General features: G+C 75.1%; 1 protein-coding gene. It reads right to left on the reverse strand.

Annotation, left to right across the window (positions count from 1 at the left end; genetic code table 11):
• Nucleotides 1–1,201, reverse strand: a 1,201-nt coding sequence (locus tag IE98_RS0141500) for a tetratricopeptide repeat protein (RefSeq protein ID WP_159401267.1), incomplete at its 3' end; no start/stop codon positions are given.
• Nucleotides 1,202–1,288 lie beyond the last annotated feature (87 nt).

Below are 1,288 nucleotides of genomic sequence, written 5' to 3' on the forward strand. Positions count from 1 at the left end.
GCTCCTCCTCCCGCTGGGCCGCCAGGTCGGGGACGGCGGCGATCGCCTCGGCGCAGCGGCCCTGCCGGATGAGCAACTGGGCCAGCTCGACCGCTGCCGAGCGGCCGGGGCACCGGCGCAGGTGCGCAACTGCCTCCTCCTCGCGGCCGTCCTGCGCGAGCAGCCGCCCGACGGTGGCCTCCCGGTCGTCGATCTCGCCCGGCGACGGCTCCTCGGTGTCCGCCACGGCCTCGATCTCGGCGAGGGCCTCCCGGCAGCGGCCGGCGTCGCCCAGCAGCCACCAGCGGTTGGACGGGATCCAGTACTGCCCGTTCTCCTCCATGTAGGCGGCGCTGCGCCCTTCGGTGAGTTCCAGCGCCCGGTCCGGGAGCCCGTGTTCGGCCAGCACGATGATCGTCGACTGGAGGAGGTTCGTGTCGTGGAGGTCGTCGAAGGTGTGCGCCACGACGGCGACGGCCTCGTCGAACCGGCCCTGGCGGGCCAGCAGCACCAGCAACGCGCTCTCGTACCGGGTCGGGTGGGTGACGGTGTCGACGAGGCCGCGCAGGAACGCCTCCGCCTCCCCGGACCTCCCGAGATCCTGCAGGGCGGTCACGTAGGCGGCCGATACGGTGGGCTGTTGGGGGCCGGTGGCGAGGTCGCGCAGCTCGTCGATCCGGCCGTTGCGGGCCAGGAGGTCGGCGTAGAACTCGACGGTGTTCTGCGGGCCGTAGCGGCGTGCGGCCACGTCCGCGCCCAGCAGGGCGATCGCCTCGTCCACCCGCCCGGAGCGCTCCAGGACCAGGGCCCGCATGGGCAGCGCGTTCCAGAGGTCACGAACACCGCAGGAATCCGGGCCCCGCCCGAACTCCTCGGCGACCGGGGTGAGCAGCTCCAGCACGCGGTCGTCGCGCCCCCGGCCCTCGGTGATCCGCACCAGGGCCCGAAGCGCCCGGTCCTCGCGCAGGCGCGGCACCAGCACGTCGATCGCCTCGTCCACCCGGCCTGCTCCGGCCAGCACCTCGGCGTAGTCGGGCCACGCGCCGCGCGGTTCCGTCTCCCGTGACCCGGGGTGCGCGAGCTCCAGGGCCTGCTCGACCCGGCCCCACCGCACCAGGACGTCGGCGCCCACCCGGACGGCGGGCTGCCAGCCGGTGGCCGCGAACGGCTCGACGACCTCCCAGGCCCGCCCGAACTCGCCCTCCGCGCACAGCCCGCGCACCGCACCCTCCGCGCAGAACCAGTCGCCCCGAGCCCGCGCCGCCTCGACCAACGGCTCCGGACCGCCCCGTTCGAGGATCTCGTCCAC

Source organism: Streptomyces sp. NRRL B-24484 (genome assembly GCF_000717715.1).
Classification (GTDB): Bacteria; Actinomycetota; Actinomycetes; order Streptomycetales; family Streptomycetaceae; genus Kitasatospora.